At 70.8% G+C, this 12947-nt stretch carries 10 protein-coding genes and 1 pseudogene; 5 read left to right on the forward strand and 6 right to left on the reverse strand.

What is annotated here, in order from left to right; genetic code table 11:
• Positions 1 to 269: 269 nt before the first annotated feature.
• From E0504_RS30580 to E0504_RS30590, 3 genes and pseudogenes are all read left to right on the forward strand, one after another.
• Entirely contained in the window at positions 270 to 1688 is a 1419-nt protein-coding gene (locus E0504_RS30580; protein ID WP_112109072.1) for a carboxylesterase/lipase family protein, read from the forward strand.
• A gap of 423 nt (positions 1689 to 2111) precedes the next feature.
• Positions 2112 to 3317 carry an ABC transporter substrate-binding protein gene (locus E0504_RS30585; RefSeq protein WP_112109073.1) on the forward strand — a complete coding sequence of 402 codons (1206 nt, stop codon included), beginning with the start codon at positions 2112 to 2114 and terminating at the stop codon, positions 3315 to 3317.
• Between the two features lie 174 nt (positions 3318 to 3491).
• A pseudogene (locus tag E0504_RS30590) lies at positions 3492 to 4736 on the forward strand (DHA2 family efflux MFS transporter permease subunit); the annotation flags it as partial.
• A gap of 279 nt (positions 4737 to 5015) precedes the next feature.
• On the opposite strand, the gene E0504_RS54420 reads toward E0504_RS30590, so the two are convergent.
• From E0504_RS54420 to E0504_RS30600, 3 genes are all read right to left on the reverse strand, one after another.
• Positions 5016 to 5309, reverse strand: a complete 294-nt coding sequence (locus tag E0504_RS54420; protein ID WP_368672134.1) for a CocE/NonD family hydrolase C-terminal non-catalytic domain-containing protein — start codon at positions 5307 to 5309, stop codon at positions 5016 to 5018.
• A 116-nt stretch (positions 5310 to 5425) separates the two neighbouring features.
• The gene (locus E0504_RS30595) at positions 5426 to 5986 is read right to left on the reverse strand and encodes a TetR/AcrR family transcriptional regulator (RefSeq protein ID WP_112109074.1); all 561 of its coding nucleotides are present in this window, start codon (positions 5984 to 5986) and stop codon (positions 5426 to 5428) included.
• A 271-nt stretch (positions 5987 to 6257) separates the two neighbouring features.
• On the reverse strand, positions 6258 to 6569 hold the full coding sequence (locus E0504_RS30600; protein WP_112109075.1) for a nuclear transport factor 2 family protein: 312 nt from the start codon (positions 6567 to 6569) through the stop codon (positions 6258 to 6260).
• An 891-nt stretch (positions 6570 to 7460) separates the two neighbouring features.
• Between E0504_RS30600 and E0504_RS30605 the strand changes: the two genes are divergently transcribed.
• On the forward strand, positions 7461 to 9434 hold the full coding sequence (locus tag E0504_RS30605; protein ID WP_131626287.1) for a long-chain fatty acid--CoA ligase: 1974 nt from the start codon (positions 7461 to 7463) through the stop codon (positions 9432 to 9434).
• 109 nt (positions 9435 to 9543) lie between these two features.
• On the opposite strand, the gene E0504_RS30610 is transcribed toward E0504_RS30605, so the two are convergent.
• On the reverse strand, positions 9544 to 10722 hold the full coding sequence (locus tag E0504_RS30610; protein ID WP_112109077.1) for an ABC transporter substrate-binding protein: 1179 nt from the start codon (positions 10720 to 10722) through the stop codon (positions 9544 to 9546).
• Positions 10723 to 11173: 451 nt separating this feature from the next.
• Here E0504_RS30610 and E0504_RS30615 point away from each other — a divergent pair, with 451 nt between their 5' ends.
• Positions 11174 to 11512, forward strand: a complete 339-nt coding sequence (locus E0504_RS30615) for a hypothetical protein (protein WP_020464221.1) — start codon at positions 11174 to 11176, stop codon at positions 11510 to 11512.
• A gap of 441 nt (positions 11513 to 11953) precedes the next feature.
• Here E0504_RS30615 and E0504_RS30620 read toward each other — a convergent pair whose 3' ends face one another.
• Together E0504_RS30620 and E0504_RS30625 are read right to left on the reverse strand one after the other, a co-directional pair.
• Positions 11954 to 12190, reverse strand: coding sequence for a hypothetical protein (locus E0504_RS30620; RefSeq protein WP_112109078.1), 237 nt, complete (start codon positions 12188 to 12190; stop codon positions 11954 to 11956).
• Between the two features lie 482 nt (positions 12191 to 12672).
• Complete coding sequence (locus tag E0504_RS30625; protein ID WP_198541142.1) at positions 12673 to 12879, reverse strand: RNA-binding S4 domain-containing protein; 207 nt, start codon at positions 12877 to 12879, stop codon at positions 12673 to 12675.
• Positions 12880 to 12947 lie beyond the last annotated feature (68 nt).

Here is a 12947-nt window from a genome sequence, read left to right on the forward strand (position 1 = left end):
ATTAGCTGTACAGTACAACTATGTGTATCACGCACATCGACGCGATGTCCGTGTACGACCGGTGGGTTCTTGGTCACACCTCGCGCGGAGGGGTTGTTATCTCCGCTGTCGGCTGAGCTTTTCATGCTGTTTGCCCATATTTGGTACTGGCCGATTGCGCTGACACCAGGGCAATGGGCGCAAAGGTGCAGGTCACGCGCGAGACTTCCGATGTCCCGGGTGGAACAGCCACCTCCCGGGAGCACCTGCTACGTCCTGGGGGGCTTCACATGAACCTTGTAAGGCACCTGGCGGCCGGTCACGTCCGGGGCGACTATCTCGACGGCATCGCGGTATTCAGCGGGATCCCCTACGCCGCCCCGCTGGACGGCCCCGCCCGCTTCGCCGCCCCCCGCTTACCCGAGCGGTGGACGGGCACCCTGGACGCCACCAGGTTCAGCCCCAGCCCGCCGCAGACCTCGTGGATGGGAGGGTTGGAGTCGCTGTGGCATCCCGGTGACGGCACCGACTGCCTGAGCGTGAACGTGTGGACGCCCGATCCCACCGGGCGTGGTCTTCCGGTGCTGGTGTGGTTCTACGGCGGCGCGTTCCTGATCGGCTCCGCCAGCCAGCCCGAGTACGACGGCGCGACGCTCGCCCGCGGGGGAGCGGTCGTGGTGACCGTGAACTACCGGGTCGGCTTCGAGGGGTTCGGCTGGCTGCCCGACGCGCCACTCAACCGCGGCCTGCTCGACCAGCTGGCCGCGCTGCACTGGGTGCGGGACAACATCGCGCAGTTCGGCGGCGACCCCGGCAATGTGACGATCATGGGCCAGTCCGCGGGTGGTACCTCGGTGGCCGTGCTGGTGGCGGCGGACGAGGGGCGGGGGCTGTTCAACCGCGCGATCGCCCAGAGCGTCGCCGGTGGCTTCCTCACCCCGGAGCACGCCCGGGCGACCTCCGAGCGCATCGCCGCGGCCCTCGGGGTGCGCGCCACCGCCAGCGACCTGGCAGCCGTGCGCCCCGAGGCCATCCACGCGGTTCAGCATGAGGAAGGCCAGATCACGCCGTACGGGCCGATCCTGGGTGGGGAGCTCGTCCCCGGTCTGCCGTGGCGGCGGCTGCGCGGCGAGGTCGATCTCGTGGCCGGCTCCACCCGTGACGAGTACCGGCTGTTCGCCATCGCGGCGGGCGTGGCGGACGCCGATCCGACGGCGACCGCGGTGACGGTCGGCCTGCCGCCCTCGGCGGCCGGTGCCTACCGGGCGGCCCACCCGGATCTGTCCGATGCCGACCTGAACGCGATGATCCTCTCCGACGGCGCCTTCCGGATGCCCTCGCTGTGGTGCGTCGGCAACCATCCCGGCCGCGCCTACTGCTACGAGTTCGCCTGGCAGAGCCCCGCCTTCGCGGGCGCGCTCGGCGCCTGCCACGGCATCGACACCCCACTCACGTTCGGCAACTTCGTCGGGACGATGTCGTCGATGCTGCTCGGCAATCCCGTCCCGGCCGGGGTCGTCGACCTGTCGGAGCAGATGCGCTCGGCCTGGATCTCGTTCGCCGCGACCGGCGACCCCGGATGGCCGGTCTACCGGGCGGGCAAGGCGATCACCCGCATCTGGGACGTGCCGTCCCGCCTCGCGGCCGATCCGCAGGCGGTGTCCCGCCAGATCTGGGAGCAGGCCGCGACGGCGGGCTCCGGCCGCTGACAGGTTCCCTGAACCGCGGTCGGCCCGAGTCGCGTCACGAGACCCGGGGCAGGCCAGACGGACGGCGGTGTCAGGTGACCGGTAGTCGTCCCGTTACCAGGCGCGAGATCGACGCCTTGTGATCGTGATTGTTTCCGACCGTTTCGGACTGATTGGGGATGGTTCGATACGGCCGGAAGCACCTTGTGTGCACATCGCGTCGACGCTGGCCCAGGGCTGCGAACTGTGCTTTGCGTGACGATGTCTGTGCAGGTCAGGGCCCATATTTGGCGTCCTGGGAGTAGCGGCTACGATCCTCAAACTTCGCTAATGAAATGCTTAGGCACGAGGGTTGGGTGCCGTGGGCGGCCCAGTGAGGGAAGGCCTGCCGCGGCCACGACATCGCCGCGTGCGTTCGTCCGCGCGCTCATAGGGGGAATCTGTATGCGTAAGGCTGGAGTGGTCGGACCGTTATCCCTGGTAGCCGCGATCGTCGTGGGTGCCCTGACAGGGTGCTCGACATCGGGAGCAGGAGCCGGGGCAAACGGCCCCTGCGACAGTCCCGGAGTCACGGCCGACCAGGTCAAGTTCGGCTTCATCTTCTCCGACACGGGCACGGGCAGCGAGGCGCTCTCGTCGGCCCGCCTGGGGGTTGATGCCAGGATCGGGCTGGCCAACGAGGCGGGCGGGGTCAACGGCCGCCGCGTCACCTACGACTGGCGGGACGACGGAGCCTCCCCGGCCACGAACGTGCGGGTGACCCAGGATCTCAGCAGCTCCACCTTCGGCCTGGTGGGAGTGACCTCCTCGATCGGTGGCTCCCTCGACAGCCTCGAAAAAGAGGGAGTTCCGTACGTCGGTCTCACCCAGCCCTCCTACGCCAAGTACCCGAATGTCTTCGCGCACCTGTACGACGCGGCGCCGGAGACGATCGGCCGGTACTTCCAGGCCAACGGCGGAACGAAGGTCGCCATGGTGAGCACCGGGGGGTCGGCGTTCACCGAGGAGGTCGCCGGGCGGTACCGCAGCGCGTTCGAGGCCGTCGGTCTGCAGGTGGCCCCGCTGATTCCCTTCGCGGCCAGCGTCGACAGCCCGGCGCGGGTGGCCCAGCAGATCGCCGGCAGCGGCGCGAACGCGCTCATGGGCTTCACCACCGTGGACGACCTGGCCGCCATCGTGCAGGCCACCCGCCAGGCGAACCTGGCTCTCACTTCGACCGTCTCGACCAGCGGGTACGACCGCGGCGTGCTCGCCTCGACGGGGCCGGCGCTGCGCGGGGTCTCCTTCCCGGTCTATTTCCACCCGTTCGAGGCGGGCGGGCCGGCCATCGACCGCTACCGCGACGCGATGACCCGTTTCGCGCCGCAGGCCGTCCAGCCCGAAGAGAAGTTCGCCATGTACGGATACATCTACGCGGACATGTTCCTGCGCGGACTTGAGCTGGCCGGCGACTGCCCGACCCGCGAGGGCTTCATCAGCGCGCTGCGGAACGTGACCGACTACGACGCCGGCGGGCTCATCGAGGCGACCGACCTGCGCACCAACGCGACCACCCCGCTTCAGTGCGCCGCGTTCGTCCAGGTCAATCCGGCCGGTGACGCGTTCCAGGTGGTGCGCGAGCGACTCTGCGCCAACGGCCAGGGGAACTGAGCCCTCAGGCGGCGGGTGGTGGTGAGCGGCCCCACCCGCCGCCTCGGTTGACGACTCTCCCATACGCCCTCATAGTGAGGTTGCCTCACTATAAGGGCCGGATGATGCCGGCCCGTGACGTCCGACGCCGGAGCCCTGTCCCACCTCGGCCGCGGCGGGACAGAAGGAGTCGGCATGGACGTCCCCCTCGACCGCCGCCCGAGCCAACGCGTCGTCGTCGCCACCCTCTTCGTCGCGACGATGTTCATCACGATCATGGACACCACGATCGTCAACGTGGCACTTCCCTCCATCGCCGCCGACCTGGGCGTGAGCTCCGGGTCGATCGACGAGGTCGTGATCGCCTACCTGGTCAGCCTGGCCGTCTCCATCCCCGCGTCGGGCTGGCTCGCGGACAGGTTCGGCAGCCGGCCGGTGTTCCTCGCCGCGCTGGGCGTGTTCACGGCGGCCTCCGCCCTGTGCGGGCTTGCCGGCAGCCTCACCGCGCTGGTGGTCTTCCGGGTGCTGCAGGGCGTCGGCGGTGGCCTGCTCACCCCGGTGGGCATGGCGATGCTCTACCGGGTCTACCCACCGGCGGAACGGGCCCGGGCGGCCCGGATTCTCATCGTGCCCACCGTCGTCGCGCCGGCCGCCGGCCCGATCCTCGGCGGGGTGCTGACCGACCAGGCGTCCTGGCACTGGGTGTTCCTGGTCAACGTGCCGATCGGGATCGCCGCGTTCGGCTTCGGCCTGGCGTTCCTGACCGGCTCCCGGGTGCCGGGTGCCGGCCGCTTCGACGCGCTGGGCTTCGTGCTCTCGGCGAGTGGCTTCGCCCTCGTCCTCTACGCGCTGTCCGTCGGGCCGAACCACGGCTGGCGCTCGGCCGGGACCCTCACGGCCGCCGGGGTCGGGCTCCTGGCGACCGGGGCCACCGTGTGGTGGGAGCTGCGCCGCACCCAGCCGCTGCTGGCCCTGCGGCTACTCGGCAACGACCTGTTCCGCACCGTCAGCCTGACCCTGTCGATCGCGTTCATGGCGTTCATGGGCGTGCTGTTCCTCGTCCCGCTGCTCATGCAGACGGTGCGGGGCGCCAGCGCGACGACGTCCGGGCTCGTCGTCTTCCCCGAGGCCCTGGGTGTGCTGACCGCCACCCAGATCGCCGGGCGCCTCTACCCGAGGATCGGGCCGCGCCGGCTGATGGCCGGCGGCCTGGTCTTCGCGGCCGCCTCGATGCTCGCCCTCGGCTTTCTCGACTCGGCCGGATCCCTCTGGCCGCTGCGCGCGCTGCTGTTCGGGGTCGGCTTCGGTATCGGCTTCGTGATGATGCCGGCCCAGACCGCGGCCTTCGCCACCATCTCCCCGCAGCGGACGGGCCATGCCTCCGCGCTGTTCAACGCGCAGCGCCAGCTCGCCTCCGCGCTCGGGGTCGCGCTGGTCTCCACCGCGCTCAGCCTGGCGCGACCCGCCGCCGCGGGGCCCGGCGGCGGGTCGGTCGTCGGCGACACCGGCTCCTTCCGGTGGGCGTTCGCCGTCGCCGCGGCACTGGCCGCCCTCGGGCTCCTCGCCGCGCTGCGCGTTCGGGACGCCGACGCCGCCCCCACCATGCGCCCACCCGCGGCGGTGCCGGCCACCGCCGCGGGTGGGGCCACCACGCCCGTCACGGCGGCTGGCGCGCCCGCGCCCGCGACCGCGGCCGGCGCGCCCGCCGCGGAGACCGTCCTACTCGGGCACGGTAGGGATGACCAGGGTGGAGGTTCCAGGGCCGGTGCTGACGGTCACGTCGACCGGGCTCGCGTTGGGAGTGAGGACGTCGGCGGCGCCGCCGGAGACCCGGACACCGATGCGGTGGCCGACGGCGAAGCGGTGGTGGACCGGCCGGATGCCGATCTCGAAGGCGGTGGGCTCCCCGGCGGTCACCGGCGTCGGTGAGGACGCCGTCCTTGCCCAGGAGCAGCGTCCCGGTGCGGCCGTGGGCGGCCGGGTCGTAGTTCGAGACCTCACGCCAGCCGGCACCGGTGCCTTCGGGACCCTCGAAGCTCACGAACGTCGGGCGGTCCGGCACGGGAGTGTCCGGCAGATCCATCACCCAGCGGTCGAACCAGGCGAGCAGCAGGCCCGGCGCGAGCCCGTCACACTCCGGCCAGGTTGTGGAGACCGGCGCGGACGCGATCGAGGGGCATCTGGCGGGCCGCGACGAGGTAGTCGACGACGTCGGCACGCAGCGCGGTGAACAGGACGTGCGCCAGATAGTCGGTGTCCTCCCCGGGCCGCACGGCCGCGAGGCGCCGGGCGAGCTCGGCGATCCAGTACCGGCTGGACGAGTTCGAGTAGTAGGCGTTCGGCCCACGGTGCTCGAGTGCCCGGATGAGGGTCCGGTTGGCCACCACGAAGTCGAGCAGGGCGTCGAGGTAGGCGCTCAGCGCCTCGGTCGGGCTGCCACCGGGGCCGAGCGGCGCCGGCCCGTGCTCGACGCGCTGGCTCAGCGTGTTCGCCCGGGGCTGCAGGACGGCCTCGACCAGGGTGGTGCGGTCGCCGAACCTTCGGAAGACGGTGCCCTTGCCGACCCCGGCGGCCTCGGCGATGTCGTTCATCGACACCTCCTCGGCCCCCTCGCGGTCGAACAGGTCCGCCGCCGCGGCCAGGATCGCCGCGCGATTACGGGCGGCGTCGGCCCGCTCGGCCCCGGTCACCGCCCACCTCCTCCCGCCGCGCGGACCGGCGGTTCGCCGGCCCGGCGATCCGCCGTGTGGCGCCACTCGCGTGGCGCCGGTTCCAGTCCGCGTGCGCGAACGGTTCCAGCAAATTCTGCCAGGAGTTCCGCGATGGTGTCCGGGGCGCCGCCGCTGCCCCGGACCGGTGTTTCAGATGCCCCGATTCAGCCGCGCGCAGGGTTTCCATCAGGTTAAGCGTGTCGGGATTGTCTGACCTCGGGAATTGCGTGCCGCGCTGCCGCCGGGGCACCTACGAGGGCCGGCCGAGACCGCGGATGAACCCGGTGATCCCCGGGCCCTCCCGCCGGACGGCCTCCGAGTAGTAGCGGCCGCTGGAGATCGTGGTGCCGGCCGGGTCGACGGTCCAGATGACGACCGCCGCCATCTCCATCCCCGTGGCGGCCGCGGTCGCGGTCGTCTCGGTCCACACCGCGTTCCCGTTGACCGCCGTCCGATGGATCTCGACGGCGGAGCCGGGGTGCGTCTCGAACAGGGTGTTCAGGGTGGCGATCTCCTGGTCACGCCCCCGGAAGCCACGGGCCGGCTGTTGCGGGACGATCATCTCGAAGGCGGGTCGAGGCAGGCCCTGAGCCCGTCGACGTCCTTTGTGCTGATGGCCCGGAAGAAGCTCTCGACGGGCCGGAGCGGGTCTGCGTCCGAATGATCCGTGGATGATGTCACGCTGACATCCTTGCGAGGGGAGGAACGGTCGAGAAGCGGGAGGGACACGTTTCCGGATGGCTGCCGATGAATCGGTGAGACCTGCCGTTCAAGGCGGTCGAGAAATTCCGTCATGCGGTCGCGAAATGCAGCCGAACAGTGCGGTTGCGAAATGCGTCCGACGATGGCTGTCGCGCTGACGTTCCCCGCCGCGGTGACCGCCGGGAATCGGTTTCGGTATCGGTGTGCGCGGCGGCGGGGAGAAGAAGTCACCTACCGGACCGGGCGGCTCGTCAAGGGGTGTCCGCCGGCGCCGGCGGCGCTTCGTGCCCTGGTCCAGGGCCCTGTCGTCGGACGGAGGGCCGGGGCGGCCCGGCCTCCGGTCGTGCTGCCCCGGCCGGGACCGGCATGCTGTTCGGTGGCGCCGGCCGGCAGGGCGGAGACCCGCGCAGCCTATCGGATTGAGGGGAAGAAAGCATCGTAATCCGGGCGTACCGCCAGAATAACCCTGACTGCATCAAATTGGCGTTCCAGGTTTGTGAGCGTTCATTGACAAGGGTGGGGAGATCTGTTTTCCTTCGGGCGGTTGGGCGTCGACGTCCAGGAGGAACACGGGGTTGAAGCGGGCAGGGCTCTGGTCGGCCCCGGCACTCCTGCTACTGCTGGCGGCGGGTGGCTCTTCGTCGAACGTGCGGTCGCCGGCAGCGGCGCGAACAATGGTCGGCCGAACGGCGACCTGACGATGTCACCGGGGCCATGAGCAAGGGTGCATACCGAGGGGAGCGGGTGCCACATGGCGGCTGACACGACGACATCCTTCGAGGTGGTCGGCTCGGCAGACGAGGCGGCGGACATCCGGGCCGCGGTCGCCGGCCTGACCGTCCCCACGCTGTTGGCCCGCCAGTGCCGCTCCCGCCCGGATGCGGTGAGCATCCACTGGATGCGCGACGGCGAGTGGCAGGCGTGGACGTGGCGCCAGTACGGCGCGCAGGTCGCGCGGATGGCCGGCGCGCTGGAGCGTCTCGGGTTCGGCCGCGGTGACCGGGCGCTGCTGATGACGCACCCGCGGCCGGAGTTCCACGTCATCGACTCCGCCGTGCTCCTGCTCGGCGGCTGCCCGATCTCGATCTACAATTCGTCGCCGGCGGAGCGGGTGCGTTACCTCGCCGCGCACTGCCGGGCCAGCCTCGTCGTCGTCGAGGGACGCGAGCTGCTTGCCCGGGTGCTGGCCGTGCGCGCCGAGCTGCCCGACCTGCGGCACGTCGTCGTCATCGACCCGGCTCCCACCGGCAGCGGCGATACCGGCGGCGGTACCGGCAGTGAGGCCGCCGGCGGCGAGAACCTCGGCGGCGGGGCCGCCGGTGACGTGCCGCCGGGTGTGCTCCGCTGGGACGACCTGCTCGCGGCCGACCCGGTCGACCTCGAGGCGCGGGCCGCGACCGCCGGCCCCGACGACCCGTGCACCGTGATCTACACCTCGGGGACGACCGGCGTCCCAAAGGGCGTCATGCTGGATCACAGGGCGGTGATCTGGCAGTGTGAGAGCTATCTGCGCCGGCTCGACCGTGACCTGACCGGTGCCCGCTGGGTCAGTTACCTGCCGGTGGCACACATCGCGACCCGGTTCTACGCGCAGTACTTCCACGTCTACGCGGGCCTGGAGGACATCACCTGCCCGAACCCGGCGGACGTCGAATCGGTGCTGATCGACCGGCCGCCGCACCTCTTCTTCGCGCCGCCGCGGCTGTGGGAGAAATACCTGATCTCCCTGCGGGAGTGGATCGGCGCCATGGACGACCCGGCCCGCGCGACGCGGCTCACCCGCGCCATGCGGGTCGGCGAGGAGGCGGCGCTGCTCGAGCTCACCGGCGGGGATGTGCCACCCCGGCTCGCCCGGGAACGGGAGGAGCTGCGGCCCGCCACCCGGGAGCTGCGCGCCCGCCTCGGGCTCGGCGACCTGCTGACCGGGGCGATCGGGGCCGCGCCCGCGAACCCCCAGCTCACCGCGGCGTGGATCGGCCTCGGCGTGCCGATGTTCGAGGGCTACGGGCTGAGCGAGTCGACCGGCATGCTCACGGTCGACCCGTTCGCCTACCGCCTCGGCAGCGTCGGCCGCCCGATGCCCGGCGTCGAGCTGCGCGTCGCGCCGGACGGCGAGCTGCACTTCCGCGCCGGCAGCGCCTTCCGAAGTTACCTGGACGACCCCGAGCAGACCGCCGCCGCCGTCGACGCGGAGGGCTGGGTGCGCACCGGTGACCTGGCCACCATCGACGACGGCTACGTCCGGCTGCGGGGACGTAAGAAGGAGCTCATCATCACCGCCGGAGGCGAGAACGTCTCACCTGTGGCGGTCGAGTTCGCGCTCGCGGCGCAGCTGCTGGTGGGGCAGGTGTGCGTGCTCGGCGACGGCCAGCCGGCGCTGGGTGCTCTCGTCGTCCTGGACCCCCAGGCCGCCGCGGTCTGGGCCGGCGTGAACGGGATCCCGTTCACGCACGTCGACGAGCTCGCGGCCGATCCGCGGGTGCTGGCCGAGGTCGGGCGGCAGATCGCCCGGGCCAACGACCTGCTCGTGCGCCAGGAGAAGGTCCGGCGGTTTCACGTGCTGCGCCACGAGTGGCCGCTCGACTCCGACGAGCTCACGCCCACCGCGAAACTCCGCCGCGATCAGATCGCGGCGAAATACCAGGCCGAGATCGCGGCGATGTTCGCGGCGCCCGCCAATGTCGAGGTCATGCCGCGTGCGGTGGCCGCGAACCATTCCTCGTGATTCTCGGGGCACCCACCGGCTTTCCCACCCGGCCGCTGACCGCCGGCCCGCGCTGCTGGTGGCCGGCCCGCTCACGCCCACGGGCCGGCCCGGAGCGGTGCCGTCCTTGTCAGGTGCCTGTTCCGTCGGCACAGAGATGCTCTCGGACGACCTGGAACGCGTTACCCGCCGGGTTCATCTGGACGAACGCGTAGCAGTCGAGCGGCTGGCTGGCGTTATTTCCGATGTCGACCGGCTGGATCAGCCCGCCCGCGTCATAGTCGGTCACGCCGCGCAGGGCGCTGATGAAGCCCTCGCGGGTGGGGCAGTCACCGGCCAGCTCAAGCCCACGCAGGAACAGGTCGGTATAGATATAGGCGTACATCGCGAACTGCTGTTCTGGAATGGTGGTCTGCGGGGCGAAGCGTGTCATCGCGCTGCGGTAGCGTTCGATCGCCGGCCCGCCCGCCTCGAAGGGCCGAAAGTACACGGTGAACGAGACTCCCGCCAGGCTCTGGCCCAGAGTCGGCAGGATGGTCCGGTCGTACCCCGTGAGCGAGACGCTCGTGGCGAAACTCAGCTGCGCGGCGCGCACGGCCTGCATGATGGCGGCGAGATCCTGCGGGGCGGTGAAGCCGACCAGGGCGTTGGCCCCTGTCGCGGCCAGCTTCTGGGCCACGGCGGCCGGGCTGTCCGTGCTGCGCGAGTAGGAGATCGGCTCGGTAGTGGCGAGCCCGAGTGCCTCGAAGGAGGCCTTGTAGCGCGCGAGGATATCCAACGTGAAGGTGGTCGCCCCCGAGGTCACGAAGGCGACCTTCGAGCCGCCGCCGCTCTGGATGTAGCGACCGATGGTCTCCCGCGACGGCTCGTACTGGTAGGAGAAGAAGTTCTGGTACTTGGCCCAGTCCGTCCGGCCGAGGCCGACGACGGGGATCCCCTGCTGGGAAAGGTTTTCCAGCGAACCACTGATCGCGGAGGTGGCCGCCACGAGGCCGAAGACGGGCTTACTCCGGAGCAGGTCATCGGTGACATGAGCGTTCTGCGACGGGGAGTTCTGGTCGTCACGCCAGTCGTAGGTGATCAGGCGGCCGTGTATTCCGCCTTCGTCATTGGCGAGGCCGATCCTGGCGTCGATCCCGGCCCGGGCCGAAGCATACGCGGCGCTACCCGCACCCGAATCGGAGACGAGGAATCCGATCTCGACCTGATCAGGCGTGACGCCGGGAGCGCCGCAGGCACTGGATGCACTGGACCCGCCCCCGCCGGCCGAGCAACTGGTCGCGGCGACCACAAGGATCGTGGCCGCCATCCCTAACTTTCGTGTCAAACTACCCCGAAACACAAACGTCCCTATCAACGGTAAACGGGAGCGATGGCGGGGTCCGGTGAGCGGTAAACCGGATGAACAGCTCGCGGAGCCGCCGGCCCACCAGGAACCCGCTTTCAGTGGCGATCGCTCTGGACAGGTCAGGATGGTAGCGACCGCCGTAAACCGGCCTGAGTCCGCCTGTTCTCTCTGGTGGCGGGCGTGTGCCATCGCCAACCGGCCGACGCGGGCCGCGCCACCGTGCGGCGGGCCTACCGCGGCCTCGCGCCCGCTGCGCCAACCGTGGTCGGCGGCCATCGAGGTGGTGCCGACGGTGGGTGATGGGTGACGTGTCGGGCGTGTCGTCGGGGCGAGCGTCCGCGCCGGCACCGATTCGGGCCGATCGGCGCCGCGGCACTTGACAGGATGATCTATCGCGACCAGGATCGAATGTATGTTCGATCTCCTCGGAGTCCGGCCACGCCCTCGCACCGTCCAGGATGACTCCGTCGCGCCGGGCGAGCAGTTTCCGTCACAGCGAGTAGCCGATGATTCCCGCCCGCTGTCCGCTCGGGCGTCGAGCGGCCTGCCGCCGAGCGTGGCCCGGGTCGCGGCGCGGACGAGACTGTCCGCCGAACTGCTCGCCGCCATCCTCACCGTCGACGGGCGATCACGGGCGACCCTCGACGACATGGAGCGCGCGGACGCTCTCGCGGACGTGCTCCTCGCCCGCCGCCGGCAGCGGGTCGACCGGCATCGCCCCGAGCTCGCTCGGCCAGCCCGGCACGGTTGACGCGTCAGCCCGCGGTGACGGTCCTGGCCTGACGGATCCGCAGCTGACGCTGTCCACCGTGAAGATCAGTCCGCCGCCATCGCGGGCGGCAGCCTCGTCACTGCCGTCGTAGCCGCGGCCGGTTGTTCTGCTTGATGCCCGTCGGTATCCGGGTCTCTTCGCCGGCCAGGTGTTCAGGCACGAGCGGTGATGTCGGCGATCGTAGGTTGCCTACGTAACGCTGTTCCGGTGCGTCACGCCGCCGGGAACTCTCGGACGCTGCACGATGAGTTCCCGGATGAACAGCTGTCCTCTGTGGAGGACTTCCTCCAGCGCTTTCTTACATCGCCGGCCGTTTATCGACATGCCCGGCTGATGGTTTCTCCCGCCGCTCCTCATGCCCACAGCCAGGGGGCCGTGGTGCACACAGCGGTGATCTGGTGCCGATGGGTACGGCCTCGATCAGCTGTGCGAGTGCGCCCAGCGCAGGACCCGGCGACGGATGGGACGCCGCTGCCCGACAGCCTCGCCGGCCAGGTCGAGGCGGGTGCGGACCGTCCGCCGCTCCGGCTGCGCGGTGGTGGCGCCAAGGGACAGGAAGGTCTCCTCGGAACCGAAGTGCCAGGGGTTGTCCGAGCGACGGGTGGCCGGCTTCTCGTACCCGCTGGAGTGAGTGGCGGCATGGATGGCGTTCAGCACGGCGGGCTCCCGGGTGCAGAGAAGGGGCAGGTGATGAGGCGGTCGAATCTCAGCCGCCCTAATTAATAGTGCATGCACCACGGAGTTCTTGTGGGCCCGATCGACGTGACCTCGGACGCACTCGGCAGGGAACCGTGAAAAATGTGACCGACGCCCGTGTCCTGGAACACAATGCGGCCGAAAAGTGTCGCGAGATCGCGACTGCAGGGTTGCGCCGCTCACATTCGGGCCGGCCATCGGTGACGTGTGTCACCAATGGCGGGAATGTGAATTTCGGCGGGATCTCCGGTGGAACGGGCGCCGCCGACGGGCGCGGACCAGGACAGCCGGCGGGCAGCGGGCGGGCGCAGGCGGGCAGCGGGCGGGCAGTGGAGCCCGTTGCCCGCGAGGGTCTGTCGGCGGCGCGGGGCCCTGACGGCCGGCATCGGCGGGGCGCGCCAGCCGATCCGGACAGGCCGCGCCGAGGTCACGCCGGGGATGGATCAGCCGACGCGCAGCTGCTCGCCGGGCAGCGTCACCTCGTCGCCTGGCCGCAGCTGGCGGCCCCGGCGGGTCTCGACCTCGCCGTTGACGCTGACGCTCCCGCTGGCCAGCACCGCCTTGACCTCCGAACCCGCCTCGACGACGTCGGCGAGCTTGAGGAACTGGCCGAGCCGGATGACGTCGCCGTCGATGCTCACTTCACGCATTCCCTCAGCATGCCCGACCGCCGACCGCCGACCGGACCGGCTGGCGGGACGCCGCGGTCGACGACCGG

The organism is Parafrankia sp. BMG5.11 (assembly GCF_004337455.1).

Excerpts from the sequence above, each read along its gene's own strand:
- E0504_RS30580 (WP_112109072.1), top strand. The coding sequence starts at position 270 with ATGAACCTTGTAAGGCACCTGGCGGCCGGTCACGTCCGGGGCGACTAT.
- E0504_RS30585 (WP_112109073.1), top strand. The coding sequence starts at position 2,112 with ATGCGTAAGGCTGGAGTGGTCGGACCGTTATCCCTGGTAGCCGCGATC.
- E0504_RS30600 (WP_112109075.1), bottom strand. The coding sequence starts at position 6,569 with ATGATCGTCCCGCAACAGCCGGCCCGTGGCTTCCGGGGGCGTGACCAG.
- E0504_RS30605 (WP_131626287.1), top strand. The coding sequence starts at position 7,461 with ATGGCGGCTGACACGACGACATCCTTCGAGGTGGTCGGCTCGGCAGAC.
- E0504_RS30610 (WP_112109077.1), bottom strand. The coding sequence starts at position 10,722 with ATGGCGGCCACGATCCTTGTGGTCGCCGCGACCAGTTGCTCGGCCGGC.
- E0504_RS30615 (WP_020464221.1), top strand. The coding sequence starts at position 11,174 with ATGTTCGATCTCCTCGGAGTCCGGCCACGCCCTCGCACCGTCCAGGAT.
- E0504_RS30625 (WP_198541142.1), bottom strand. The coding sequence starts at position 12,879 with ATGCGTGAAGTGAGCATCGACGGCGACGTCATCCGGCTCGGCCAGTTC.